10 protein-coding genes are annotated in these 12,723 nt (G+C 65.8%); 3 read left to right on the forward strand and 7 right to left on the reverse strand.

What is annotated here, in order from left to right; all coding sequences use genetic code 11:
- Window positions 1–495: 495 nt before the first annotated feature.
- Window positions 496–1,542 (reverse strand): amidohydrolase family protein, encoded by a 1,047-nt coding sequence (locus IT430_06925; GenBank protein ID MCC6907654.1) that lies wholly within the window; start codon window positions 1,540–1,542, stop codon window positions 496–498.
- Between the two features lie 122 nt (window positions 1,543–1,664).
- Window positions 1,665–3,152: an amidohydrolase family protein gene (locus tag IT430_06930; protein MCC6907655.1), complete on the reverse strand. Its 1,488-nt coding sequence runs from the start codon at window positions 3,150–3,152 to the stop codon at window positions 1,665–1,667.
- Window positions 3,153–4,253: 1,101 nt separating this feature from the next.
- Between IT430_06930 and IT430_06935 the strand changes: the two genes are divergently transcribed.
- The gene (locus IT430_06935; GenBank protein ID MCC6907656.1) at window positions 4,254–5,339 is read left to right on the forward strand and encodes a hypothetical protein; all 1,086 of its coding nucleotides are present in this window, start codon (window positions 4,254–4,256) and stop codon (window positions 5,337–5,339) included.
- A 127-nt stretch (window positions 5,340–5,466) separates the two neighbouring features.
- Here IT430_06935 and IT430_06940 read toward each other — a convergent pair whose 3' ends face one another.
- From IT430_06940 to IT430_06950, 3 genes are all read right to left on the reverse strand, one after another.
- Window positions 5,467–6,201 (reverse strand): protein kinase, encoded by a 735-nt coding sequence (locus IT430_06940; GenBank protein MCC6907657.1) that lies wholly within the window; start codon window positions 6,199–6,201, stop codon window positions 5,467–5,469.
- A 97-nt stretch (window positions 6,202–6,298) separates the two neighbouring features.
- On the reverse strand, window positions 6,299–7,120 hold the full coding sequence (locus tag IT430_06945) for a hypothetical protein (GenBank protein ID MCC6907658.1): 822 nt from the start codon (window positions 7,118–7,120) through the stop codon (window positions 6,299–6,301).
- A 118-nt stretch (window positions 7,121–7,238) separates the two neighbouring features.
- Window positions 7,239–8,054, reverse strand: a complete 816-nt coding sequence (locus IT430_06950) for a protein phosphatase 2C domain-containing protein (GenBank protein ID MCC6907659.1) — start codon at window positions 8,052–8,054, stop codon at window positions 7,239–7,241.
- A gap of 479 nt (window positions 8,055–8,533) precedes the next feature.
- Here IT430_06950 and IT430_06955 point away from each other — a divergent pair, with 479 nt between their 5' ends.
- Complete coding sequence (locus tag IT430_06955; GenBank protein MCC6907660.1) at window positions 8,534–9,394, forward strand: CPBP family intramembrane metalloprotease; 861 nt, start codon at window positions 8,534–8,536, stop codon at window positions 9,392–9,394.
- A gap of 3 nt (window positions 9,395–9,397) precedes the next feature.
- Here the strand turns inward: IT430_06955 and IT430_06960 are convergent, their stop codons facing one another.
- Both IT430_06960 and IT430_06965 read right to left on the reverse strand, forming a co-directional pair.
- Complete coding sequence (locus IT430_06960; GenBank protein MCC6907661.1) at window positions 9,398–10,870, reverse strand: B12-binding domain-containing radical SAM protein; 1,473 nt, start codon at window positions 10,868–10,870, stop codon at window positions 9,398–9,400.
- 93 nt (window positions 10,871–10,963) lie between these two features.
- Window positions 10,964–11,536 (reverse strand): DNA-3-methyladenine glycosylase I, encoded by a 573-nt coding sequence (locus tag IT430_06965; GenBank protein ID MCC6907662.1) that lies wholly within the window; start codon window positions 11,534–11,536, stop codon window positions 10,964–10,966.
- 186 nt (window positions 11,537–11,722) lie between these two features.
- Between IT430_06965 and IT430_06970 the strand changes: the two genes are divergently transcribed.
- Window positions 11,723–12,721 (forward strand): hypothetical protein, encoded by a 999-nt coding sequence (locus IT430_06970; GenBank protein ID MCC6907663.1) that lies wholly within the window; start codon window positions 11,723–11,725, stop codon window positions 12,719–12,721.
- Window positions 12,722–12,723: the final 2 nt, after the last annotated feature.

Consider the following 12,723-nt stretch of genomic DNA (forward strand, 5'->3'; position numbering starts at 1 on the left):
TGGGCATCATCCTCGTGGTGCTCGTGACCTGCGGCGGCGAGTCGCGCCAGCACATCGGGACTCGGGACCGGCAACGGCTGGCGCGGCCGTCCGTTTCGCGCTTCGTCCGTGATCCGGTCGGTCGGTTCGAGCAGCGCGTGTGCGTCGATGAGGCCCGGCGTGATGGAGCCGCCCTCGACCTCAATCACCGTCGCATCGCCGGGCGCGGCGAGATTCATATCTCCCACGGCTGCAATGCGCCCGTTGCGGATGATCACCGTGCCCCTGTCGATGTCCTGCCCGCCATCGAAGCGGCCGTGGATCGACACGCCGCGAATGACCAGCACATCATCCGCCGCGCGGGCCGGCGCATTCGTGAGCCCGATGCACAGGGCCACAGCGGCAAGTAGCCGCCCCAGGAAACGAGCGGATGAGATTGAGAATCCAAACGTGCGCGGTGATTTCATGACTGCATCCTTTCCGTCCGAAGGCGCTGCCCTCGGGCCGCTGGCCGCCTCACCAGGCCTTCCACGCGTCTTCTTCTTCAGAGGACGCAGGCTGAGCATGGTGGACGCGACTTCCGCCGACCCACACTTCGAGGACTCGCGCATCGAGTCGCAGTGGATCGTCAGAGAAGATCACAATGTCTGCATCGGAACCCGGCGTGAGGGCGCCGACGCGATTTCCAAGTCCTGCCGCCCGCGCCGCGTTGATCGTCAGACCACGCCGCGCCGCCGCGGGATCGAGCCCGTAGCGCACGGCCAAGGCGGCGGTCACGCGGAGCGCATCCGCTTCAAGAAATGGCAGGCCGCCGCGGAACGCAACTTCGCAGCCGGCTTTGCCTGCCATCGCCGGCCCGCTGAGCAGCCGAATGTCCGATGAGAAAGTGTACGGGCCGACGACGACCACGCCGCCGCTTTCCGCCAGTTCATCGGCGGTTTCCACGAGGTCGGCATTGTGGTGAATCGTGGGCGTAACGCCAAACTGCCCCCACAGTTGAATCGCGGCATCGACATCTTCCGCCGTCTCGGCGTCCACGATCACGTCCAGTTCGCCGCGCGCGGCTCGCGCCAGGCGCGACGCCCCGCCGGCCGACCGCGCGCTGCGCAGTTCATCACGCAGTTGCTGCAACACGCCGGCCCGCGAGGACATGCCCAGTTCCGGGTCCCACGAACTCGAGCCCAACGTGATCGCCAGCGGCCCATCGGCGCGGATGATGCGCTCGACGCCCTGCGGCGCCGCAGTCCGCACCGTCGCGCACGCGCCCAAGATGAATCCGGCGCTCGGGGGCGCGATCATCACCGACGTCACGCCGCACCGGTTCGCCTCAAGCAGCGCCGGCGCGTAAGCATCAAGCGCTTCGACAACTGACATTTCCGGTTCGACAGCCGTTCGCTGCGTGCCGCTTGTGCCGGCGACGCCAAGCGTCGAAGCCAGATCGATCAGGCCCGGGCAGATCACGCCGGCTTCAAAGCGGTACTGCCGGTCCGTCTTCACTTCGGCCGGTCCCTGCACGACGCGTTCGATGCGGCCGTCGGCGATGACGACGGTGACATCCTTCATGAGCGAGCCATCGGGCCCGACGCCCCACGGCGCGCTGATCGCAATCCGATTTTGCGCCAGGGCCGGCGTAGAACACAGAACAGCCGCAGCGCAAAGCACACTCGCCAATCGCAGCGGGCATCTCATTGCTCACCCCCTTCGTCGGCACTCGACGACGCGTCGTCGCGATACACCAGCCGCCCGCCCACGTACACTCGCGACACGCGCGAGCCCGCCTCGAGCGGATGACCCGTCCAGACGACAACATCCGCCGCCCTGCGCGGCGCCAGGCGGCCGTAGCGATCGCCCACGCCGAGGAACTCCGCCGCATCGCGCGTCACCAGCGCCAGCGGGTTCACATCATCCGCGTGGGCCGCGAGCATCTGCGCATTGAGAAGCACAAAGCGGCCGCTCATGCCGTCCCGGGCACCCGAGCCGACCGCCCACTGCACGCCGGCATCAGTCAGAATCGCAGCGCCGTCGTCGGTCTGCCGGCGAGACGGGGTGTCCTGAAACACGCCCGGCCCCAGCAGTGAACCAAGCACGACGGGAATCTTCGCCGCGGCGAGTTCATCTGCAACCAGGTGCGCTTCCGCGCCGCCTTCGATGATCGCGTCGAGGTTGAACTCCTCCGCCAGCTGGATCGCGTTGAGAATGTCCGCGCTGCGATCGGCGACGATGCGGACTTTCATCTCCCGGTCGATCGCCTTGAGCACGATTTCGGCCCCGGCATCAGGCGACGGCTTTTTGGGCTTGGTGATCTCGTCCTTCTTCTCGTCAGTCTTTTCGCCTTCTCCCGGCTTGGCGCCGTCTTTGGGCGGCTCGGCGGGCTTGGGCTCTTCCTTGGGCTTCTCGCCCTCCGTTGGTTTGTCGCCTTCCTTGGCCTGCTTCTCGGCACGCTCCTTGATCTTCTGCTCGTACTCCTTCAGATCCTCTTCATAGGTTTCGAGCGACTCGCGGTAGGTTTTGGCGTCTTTGAACTGCCGCCGGATCGCGTCCAACGTCGAGAGCCGCCGCAGCGCGCTGTCGCCAGATCCAAGGTTGATGCACAGCGCCGCCTGCTCTTCGACGGCCTGCCCGGCCCAGCCGCCCGTCTCGCCCGGCGCCAGGCGCACGATGGCCCCCGTGCCGACGATGCCGCTTGAACCGGTCGCAGGCAGATAGAGCAGCGTCACGCCATTGCGGAACGCCTCACGGATCGAGTCGGAGTCGTAGCGGTCGAACGCATCCAGGGCCCGGCTCGCCGCGCTGCCGCTGCTGGTGCCCGTCATCCCGAGGCCGCTGCAGACATCGATGAGCCCGGGCGTGATGAAGGCGCCCGCGCAATCCACGCGCGTGGCCCGGCCCTCGACTTCGATGCTGCGGCCGACGTGCTCGATCACCTCGCCGCGCAGCACCACCATGGCGTCTTCAGTCAGCCCGCCGTCGGCGTGGAGCAGTATGGCGTGTTCGAGCACCGTGGCCCGCTGCTGGAGAAACGCCGGCTGGCCCAAGGCCGCCGCCGAGACCGCCAGATGGATCGCCAGAGTCCCACCCACGCCCGCCCGCAGGGCCAATCGACCGGCACGGCAAGCGTCACCAGGCGAAGCGCACCCCGCGCCGGCGTTTACACGATCAAACGTCGCGAGCATCGCGTTCCTTCTTCACCACCGCGACCGACCGGCCGCGACCCGTTGAATGTTGCCCAGCGCCCCATCGGCGCCACGCGTCAGCATAGCCGATCAGTCGTTGTAGCACAAACGCGAAGACGGGTTGCAGCGGCCGCAGTCGGGACAAGGTTCGGCGCGGGCCCGGCGCAGGCCGGGCGATCCGGATCCGGCAGCGTGCCCGTAGGTCGGGACAAGGCTTCGCGCAGGCCCGGCAATTCGGATCCGCCGGCACGCGCGTAGGTCGGGACAAGGCTTTGCGCAGGCCCGGCAATTCGGATCCGCCGGCGCGCGCGTAGGTCGGGACAAGGCTTTGTCGAAGAGCCTGAGGAAACCCGAAGGGCGCAGGCCCGGCAATTCGCCCTGCGATTGACTTGCGCACATGTCACGCGTTCGCCACGACCCGTCTTCGAGGCCGAAGGCCTCATCGCGAGTAGACGGGGGTCCAAGGAGCGGAGCGAGGGCGACCCCCGGTTGTGTCGCCGGCCATGGATCGCACCCTGAAGGGGTGCTCGTATCGTGAAGCACACGTCGCGCCGGCTGCGCGCCACACGCCACGAGAACTCCTTCAGAGTTCAGGAACAATCGCTTCGCCGTCCGGGGGTGGCGCTCGAAGACTCGCTCCACCGCCCCGGCTACTGACGATCACGCCTTCGGCGTAAGAGCCATCCGAACGGGCAGGCGAGATTGAGCACCGGGCGCGCCACGCCGGCCAAGCGAGTGCAAAACCGGGGTCCGATTCCCGCCTGCAGACCGACGCAACGCCTCGATTCTGATGTAGACTTGTCGTGAACGCGTCGCAAGGGGAGGCGGGGCATGGCGGTCCGAAACTCGATTCGACGCCTGGTCGTGTGCGGGTCCTTCGCCGCGCTCGCCGGTGTCGCGGTCGCGCAGCCGATCGGAGTGACCGGTTACGACCTCATCGAAATCCGACCCCTTTCTGGACACTTATCTTCAAGTGTGAGTGGCCTCGACAATCACGGGCGCGTGGTCGGCCGATCAAGCGCGACGCCGGGCACCGCGATCGTTTGGGTTAATGGCACCACACTGCTCGTTCCGTCGCCACCCGGGTACGAAGATCCAAACGTGACCGACATTGGTGATGGCGGAGTGGTGGTCGGCTCGGCCGATCTGCCCAGTTCGATCTGGTTCCATCCGATGGCCTGGAGCGTGACTCACGGTATCCAGCCACTTGAAATGCTGTCAGGCACCGTCACCGGCGCCGCAAGGGCTGTAAACGACCAGCCGTGGCCAGGCGCGGTCATGGGCGGCTACTGCAACGTTGGCCAGGACTACGCAACGCTCTGGATTGGCCGGACTGTCACTCAGATCGGCGGCGCCCGCAGCGGCGTCAGCGACATCAACAATTTCGGCCACGCCGTAGGCTCGGCGTACAACCAGTTCAATGTGCCGCGTCCCACGCTCTGGCGCGACGGGCAGATGTTCGACATCGGCGGTGATCCGCCAAATGCCACGGGATACGCTTACGGAATCAACGACTTGACGGAAGCAGTCGGGAATGCCACCACGCTCCGAACGGCATTCTATTGGCGCGACGGCGTGACTACCTATCTTCCCGAACCGTACCCGCCGTGTGGGTTGCGGAAAGCGCGCGCGATCAACAATGACGGGATCATTGTCGGCCAGGCAGCAGACGCAGCATGCAATCGAATCTACGCAACGGTCTGGGTGAGAGATGAGCACTTTCAGCCCTACCTTCTGAACGATCACATTCCGCGGTACCCGGGCGTAAGGCTGATCACGGCTGACGACGTCAACGACGCCGGCCAGGTGGCTTCGTACGGCGAGAACATCGACGGCGACGGCCGCGGCTATCTGGTCACGCCCTACCTTTTCGAGATGTCCGATCCCGTGCCGGGACGCGCCGGCACGGAGAACACCATCACCGTCACCGGCCTGCAACCCGATCAGCGCCTCGTCCTCGTCTGGGGCACGCAGGAAGGCGCACAGAAAATCCGCCCAGACTGCCCCGGCGGCACTCTCCTCATCCGCGACCCGCACGCCCTGCCAATGGCCCGCGCCGATGAAAACGGCATCGCGACGATCACAATGTTCATCCCGCCCTACGCCCGCGGCCGCACGATCCGCCTGCAGGCCATCGCGCCCTTCGAGTGCGAAATCAGCCACACCGTGACGTGGACGTTTGAGTGATGTGCATGGTGTCGGCGCACCAGGTCATCGACAGTCGAATGCGCTATCGCGTGGCCTGCGCTCGCCGAGCCTCGCTTAGACCACGCCACCCCGTGCAGATTCGAGCGGCACCCGCGGCGAAGGCCCGCTACGACTGCCACACAAACGTCTCGAGGAACTCGCGCAGGTGGCGGGCGGTCGGAAACGCTCGGGCGATGAGGTCGTTGCGCAGGCCCCGGCAGATGGCCTTGATCTCCGGCGGCTGTTTGGCGTACTGCTCTCGCCCGCCCACGGCGTCGTAGAGCAGGCGCACGAGGTTCTGCACGTCTTCCTTGAAGTGCGTGGGCGTGGGCTTGCCCCAGTGGAAAAAGTCCACGATCTTCACTTCGAAGAAGATCCCCTGCCGGCGGACCATCACGTTGCCATCGTGCAGGTCGCCGTGGTACTCGCGCAGATTATGCACTTCTTCGAGCCCGCGCGCCAGCGCGTAGATGAGATGCAGCGCTTCAAAGGGCGGCAGGCGCTTGCGCGGCTGCCGGGCGACGAAATCGCACAGCAGTTCGCCATCCACGTATTCCGAGATCAGGCACGTGATCGCCAGGTCGCGATAGCGGAACACTTCGGAGTGGTGGTACTGGATGACGATGCTGCACTTGTTGAGGCGCTCGAGTTTCTTGGCGTAGAACGTAACGGCCCGGTCGTTGACGTTGCGCTGCGGAAAGAAGAGTTTGGCGGCGCGATGGATGCCGGTGCGCCGCTCGACGACCTTGTAGACCTCGCCTTCCCAACCGCCGCCGAGGCGCGACTCAACGACGTACTTGGCGCCGATGACGCGGCCGGGTCGGAGGTTGAAGGCCTTGATCTGCGGAGGCTTGCCACGCATGAGCGGGGATCATATCACCCCGCCCGCCGCTCAACGGCTGCCTGCTTGTCTCCTCGCCCGGCCCGCGGCCTGCGGCGCCAGCGACAGTGAACGGGCGTCAGTTCACCAGCGGGTACACATCGTCGCTCAAGTCCAGCGGAGTCGCCTGACCCGTTACCAGGTACGCGCCCACCGCGCCGTAGTTCTCGTTGCGGTACGGGCCGACCACGCCGTACGTGGCCCCCGGGTGCACGCGCCCGGCCGTCTGCTGATCGAGCGTCTCAAAGTAGTAGGACCACATGTCCGTGTGCGAGAGCGGGATGCGCACGTTGGCGAGCCGGCCCGCGTAGGCCTGGCCGGTGCCGCCGGCGGAGGGAATCGAGAAGTAGTTATCGAGCTTGAGAGGGACGAGGTAGTCATTCTCGACGTTGGCGATGGCGGCGGGAATCTCGTCGTTGAACCCGGTGTCCACGAGCGTGATCTGGTCCGCCTGGTAGGCCGCGAAACCTGGATCGTTGCGGCCAAGGTCGCGCAGCTCCGCGCCCGCGGCGAGCACGACGTGCGTCCCCAGGCTGTGGCCGATGAGTTGAATCGGCTGCTCGTAGCCGGGCGCGACGTCGATGATGAACAGGGCGAGTTCCTGCGCCAGTTGCCGTCCCGACTGCCGGGCCCGAGCCGTCATGTTGGTGAAGAAGACCGCGTTCCACTCCCAGCCGACCACGTTGGCCCGCTGGTTGAAGGACGGGCTGCGGCCGAATGTCGAGTTGTAGTCGATCGAGCCGAACCAGCCGTGCACCGCGACGATCGTGGGTTTGGCCGGGTCGAAGCCGTTGTAGAACTCGAAGGCGCCCTGCTGCGCCCGGGCAGTAGCCGCGCCCAAGCCGCCGACCACCAGTAAAGCCGCTCCAGCCGCGACCGCGCGCCGGTGAAATACGTTCATGAATTCCCTCCCTCTCCGCGCTGGCCGGATCATCAAAGCAGCGGCCCGGCGGCGCCGATGTGTAGTTTCCGCGCTGCATTGTACCGAAAGGAGCCATTCGGGTTGGCGGGCGCCGAGGTCAGGTCTGCTGGCGGAAAGCGATGAGCGTCAGGTCATCGGGCTTGCTGGGCATGTTCGCCCCCGGCTCCATCATCCGGCTCAGGGCCAGCTCCGCCAGCGCGGCCACCGCCCTGTCGAGCGGACCCCGCCGGACCCGCTCGATAACCTCCGCGGGGTACAGGTTGTCAAACAAGCCATCCGTCGCCAGCAGCACCGTGTCCCGGGCCTGCAGGCGGATCGCCGGGCCGATCTCGATGCGCATGTCGGTGAGGCCAATGGCGTTGGAGATGATGTGCCGGTCCTTGTGGTGTACGGCCTCATCGGGGCAGAGCATCCCGGCTTCAACGGCGTAGGCCACCATGGAATGGCTGATGCTCTGGAAGTGGATCTTGCCGCGCTGCCCGATGACGAGAATCTCCGAATCGCCGATGTGGTACGGCCGCACGAGATTGCCGTCTATCTCGACCAGCGCCAGGGTCGTCGCGGCACCGATGCCCAGGGCAAGCACGGCGGCCTGGGCGGCTTCGATGCCGTTGAGAATCGCGGTGCGCAAGGCGGATTCGTCCTCGCCCACGGCCGCCACCGACCTCGCGAGCACTTCGAGCGTGAGTTCGGCGGCGTCGGCGCCGCCGGTCCGCCCGCCCACGCCGTCGGCCACGGCGAGCACCGACCGCTGCCTGTCGACCGGCAGGATCGCCAGCGCATCCTCGTTGTCCGTGGCCTTACCGGGGCTTCGGACGCTGGCGTACTGCACCTGGCCGTGCGAGAGCGGTGCGCCGGCGGTCTCGGGCGTGTTGGTCCGGCTCAGGACCAGATGCGGGGTATTGGGGTTCATGGCGATCACGTTGGCGCGATTCCTGCCTTCGGAATATCGGGCCAAAGGGGAATCGGACTGAATCGGCAGCCGCCGCCGGGCGGGCGCGCGGCCTGCGCATGCTATGGAGACGTCATAACCGGCCCTGCCGATCGGTACGGAGGCATGCTGCAGTTGCCATTGACGTGTTCAGATTGGATTCTTGGCAGTCGAGGGTGGCTGACCCAATGGTCCTTGGATCGGCCCTGACCGGTTTGCCTCGCCGGCCGGGGCCTTCTTACAGGTCCGTTTCGCTCCACCCAGCCGCGCCAAAGCCGATCACGAAGGGTCGGGGGCGGAAGATGTCGGGACCGCAGCACCCCCACGCGACCCGGTCCCCTACACCCGACCGACCCTTTCTTTCGCCACAGGAACCGGCGGATCGCACGGATGCGATTCGCCGGTTGTTCGTTGCCGCCACCGGAGCGGCGGAGTGAGGTCGCGCGCACTACCGTGTCGACGTGGCTCACCCGCGTGCATTTCGACGCCGGGCTCTGGCGCTGGTCGAAGTGCTCGCCGCGTTCGCGCTAGTGCACCTCGCGTTCCGCTCATTCATGAAGTTCACCGAACTCGGCAGGGCTGAATTGAGCGCCGGGCTCAACTACTCACCCGGCCTGGCCATGGTGCTTGTGACTGTCGTCATGCTGTTGCTGCATCGGCGCCGACCGGCCGCCTGGGGCTTGACGCCGCGCCCCTTGCCGCTGAACCTGGGTGCGGGCGTGCTCTCGTTCGTGCTTCTGGCCGCAGCGGGCGGGGTGCTCATGGCGTGTGGCTTCGCGCTGCGGCCGGCGAATCTCACCGCCGCCGGCGCGAGTCTGATCGCCGCGGTGAACGTCGTGGTCACCGTATTCGTGCTGTGGCTGCTTCGCCGCCAGCACCACAGCGGACCGCGGCTGCTCGCAGGGGCCAGCGCCGTCATTGCACTGGCCGTCGTGGCGGCTCCGCTGGCCCTCGCGGCTTGGCGCGATGAATCGATTGCCGAGGTTTCGCTGCACATGGGCTGGCGCCTCATCGGCGCGGCTCTCGGCGAGGAGGTCTTCTTTCGCGGCTACGTCCAGTCGCGGCTCAACGAGGCGTTCGGCCGGCCGTGGCAGGTGTTGGGCACGCGCTTTGGCGTCGGGCTGGTCGTCGCTTCGCTGCTGTTCGGGCTGATCCACGCGCTGAACCCGGTTGACTATTTCGCCGGCTCATTTCACTTTGCCTGGTGGCACGGGCTGACAACCGCCGTGGCTCCGTTCGGCTGGCTGCGCGAGCGGACGGGCAGCGTCGGCGCGGCGGTGGTTCTTCACGCGCTGCTTGATCTCGCGGCGATGCTGGTCTGAACGCTACAGCGAAGCGGCCACCTTGCGGAAGTGGTAGCCGATAATCGCCAGCCCCATCGCCTCAGCAAAGGCCTTGCGATGAAAGAGTGCAACGCGCGCGAGGAACAGCCAGAACTGCCGACGGCCGCGTGCCACGACGCCCATCGTCCACATCGAACGAACAAGCGCCATCACCTCGCAGAAGCGCATGCGCACCGGCGGGCCCGAGGGCCTGTAGTCTCGTAGAAACGTGGCGATGCGCCGGTAGTAGGTGCGCGGCGTATAGAGGTCATTGACGAGACGGCGATATCCGTCAACGAGCACCTGCCGGTCGAGCTTCGGAACGAAGTTGAGCGCCACGTCGAGGTTGTTGCCGCTGCTCTGGCCGACGATGCGCTTCTCGTGCGTGAGCCGCGTAAACAGGCGCGTGCCGGGCAGAGCGGTGAGCAGGCCGACCATGGCGGTCACGATACCGGCTTCCTGGATGAAGCGATGCTGCAGATCGAAGATGTGCGGCCGATCGCTGTCAAAGCCGATGATGAACCCGCCCATGACCTCCATCCCGGCGTTGTGGATGGTGCGCACGGCCCCGACGAGGTCGCGCCGCCGGTTCTGAATCTTGGAGCACTCGGCCAGGCTTTCATCCGACGGGCTCTCAATGCCTACAAACACGCGCTTGAAGCCCGCGCGCACCATGAGATCGAGCAGTTCGGGATGGTCGACGAGATTCAGCGACGCTTGGGTGGTGAAGTGGATGCGCACGCCGCGCCTCGCCTGCCAGTCGATGAGCGCGGCAAGGAACTCCATGGCGCGGGCGCGATTGCCGATGAAGTTGTCATCGACGATGAACACCGGGCCCTTCCACCCGGTGGCGAGCAGCGATTCGAGTTCACCGATCATCTGCGGCGGCGACTTGACGCGCGACAGCCGGCCGTACATCGCGGTGATGTCACAGAATTCGCAGTCAAACGGGCACCCGCGCGAAAACTGAACGGGCATCGTCGCGTACTCGTTGACGTGCAGCAGGTCCCAACGCGGCAGCGGCGTGGTGGACAGATCAGGCCGAGCCTCACTCTGGTAAAACCGCCGCAGCGAGCCGCTGCGCAGGTCGGCAACGAGTTGCTCCATGACGGATTCGGCCTCGCCGAGCACAAACGCGTCGACTTGTTCGAACCGCTCGTGCCCCGTCGTGAACAGCGGTCCACCCGCGATGATCTTCTTGCCGGCGGCACGGCAGCGGCCGATCACCCGCGCGGCTGAAGCGGCGTGAACGATCATCCCGGAGATAAAAATGCAGTCCGCGCGAGCGATCTGCTCGTCTGTCACGTCGGCGAGATTTACATCGACGAGTTCGAGTGGCCAGTCGGGCGGCAGCATCGCGGCAACGGTGATCAGCCCCAGGGGCGGAAACGCCGCCTTGCGCCGAAGCAGCGGCAGGACGTGGCTGAAACTCCAGAAGGTATGCGGCGTGGCGGGGGAGATGAGCAGAATGCGCATGAACGGACTCCGAAACGGGACATCCTGTAATTATTAGGATGCATTCATCCCTTTTAGCCACCGTATCTTGCCCTGATTCGCCAGGCACAAGCCTTAGCTGGGCTTCGGAAAGCGATGGCAGTCGATCACGTGGTCGTTGACCATCCCCATCGCCTGCATGTAGGCGTAACAGATCGTCGAGCCAACGAACCGAAACCCCTGCTTCTTGAGCGCCTTGCTCATCGCATCGGACTGCGGCGTCGCCGCCGGAATGTCCTTGAGGGTTCGACGGCGATTGACGATGGGCTCGCCACCGACGAACTGCCAGATGTACGCGTCGAATGAGCCATGCTCGCGCTGCACCTCAAGAAAGCAGCGCGCGTTGCTGATCGATGACTCGACCTTCAGGCGGTTGCGCACGATGCCCGGGTCCTTGAGCAGGCGCGCGACATCGCGCTTGCCGAAGCGGGCGACGGCGGCCGGATCAAAGTCAGCAAAAGCGAGGCGATAGTTATCACGCTTCTTGAGGATCGTCTCCCAGCTCAAACCCGCCTGCGCGCCTTCGAGAATGAGGAACTCGAAGAGCACGCGATCATCATGCGTCGGCACGCCCCACTGCTCGTCGTGGTAGGCAATGGAGAGGTCAGTCTTTGCCCATTCGCAGCGTTTCAATTGCGAGCCGCACATCTCTGTCTCCGGGGAGTGGCGGTCAAGGGTAGGGCGCGCCGGCGCCGGGTTTCAGCCCCAATCATCGCGGCGCGGCGCGAGGCTTTGGAATACCCGCAACCACCTCGATGGTTGTCCCGTATGGTTGGATCGGCGCGGAGTCGCGCCGGCGCCTGCTTCGCTTCCGCCATTGCTCGGGGAGAATCCGTGACTATTCGAACGCCGCTCGCGCTGCGCCCGCTCATACTCCTTGTCGCGTCGATCGCGCTGTCCTCTGCCGCCATGGCTCAAGTCAAGCGACTCATGCCGCTGGGCGATTCGATCACCAACGGCTCGGAGGGTGGTTATCGCACCGTGCTCTTCAACCGTCTCAATGAAGGCGGGGAAACGATCGACTTCGTCGGCTCGCTGCGCTGGGCCAATGATCGGCCGCTGCTGGCCGACTCGGACCACGAAGGCCACGGAGGGTGGCGCATCTACAACATCCACAACAACATCGTGGACTGGATGACGCGCTACGAGCCCGATGAGATCCTGCTGCACATCGGCACCAATGACATCTCGACGGGCGCCGATGCGCGAACCGCGGCCCAGCGACTCCGCCGCCTGCTCGACACGATCTTTCAGACTGATCCGCAGGTGCGCGTCTACGTCGCGAGCATTATCCTGCGCACCGATGACCCGGCCAAGGCGGAGATCACCGAAGACTACGCCGCCCTGACGCCGTTTGTCGTCATCGACCAGCAGCGCCGGGGATTCGATGCGCGTTTCGTGCCCATGCACCGCTTCATCGGGCCGGATGATCTCGAAGACGGCCTGCACCCCAACGCGCGCGGCTACGACAAGATGGGCCTCGTCTGGTGGGCGTATCGGCAGAAGACGCCCGAAGCGGCGCTGCTGAGCATGACCACGCCTTACGCCAACCATCCCGCCGAGTTGACCGCCCAGGGCATGGAGCCGGGCGCCCAGGTGAACTTCTACGCAACCACGGCTGATCTCGGCGAAACGGAGATTCCCGATCTCGGCGTCACGCTCGATATCAATGAGCCGCTGCTGCTGGGGAGCGCAACGGCAGACAGCGAAGGCGTCGCCACGCTGCTCGTGCCGAACGTCGACGAGTCGCTCCGGTCGAGAGTCATCCGCGTGCAGGCCGCAGCCCAAGGCCGCAAGACGCAGGCGCTGATCAAGATCGTGCGCCCGGGGTGAGT

The organism is Phycisphaerales bacterium (genome assembly GCA_020852515.1).
Classification (GTDB): Bacteria; Planctomycetota; Phycisphaerae; order Phycisphaerales; family UBA5793; genus UBA5793.